This window comes from Chromobacterium fluminis, assembly GCF_011602385.1.
Lineage (GTDB): Bacteria > Pseudomonadota > Gammaproteobacteria > Burkholderiales > Chromobacteriaceae > Chromobacterium > Chromobacterium fluminis.
The window spans coordinates 1-313 of sequence record NZ_JAAOMA010000144.1 but is presented as its reverse complement, the minus strand read 5'-3'; the positions used below and the strand labels follow the sequence as shown (position 1 = coordinate 313).

Annotated in this window: 1 protein-coding gene; it reads left to right on the top strand. The window is 63.3% G+C overall.

What is annotated here, in order from left to right; translation table 11 throughout:
* Positions 1-86 precede the first annotated feature (86 nt).
* Positions 87-313 (top strand): ExbD/TolR family protein (locus tag HA052_RS27240; protein WP_240937602.1); only part of this gene is annotated, 227 nt, incomplete at its 3' end.

Below are 313 nucleotides of genomic sequence, written 5' to 3'. Positions count from 1 at the left end.
TCGCAACAAGCTGGTGCTGGACATGGTGCGCGTGGTGGCCGGCCGCCTGCACGCCAGCCTGCTGAACGCGCGCTGAGGCGTCGACGATGAAAGGGCGCAACGCAAGATTCGGCCAAGGCCACGGCAAAGGCGACGAAGACGCGGTGATGTCCGCGATCAACACCACGCCGCTGGTGGACGTGATGCTGGTGCTGCTGATCATCTTCCTGATCACGGTGCCGGTGGTGACGCAGACGGTGAAGATGGCCTTGCCGAAGGAAAGCAATATCCCGCCGCAGACCAAGCCGGAAAACATCGTGCTGGGGGTGGACAC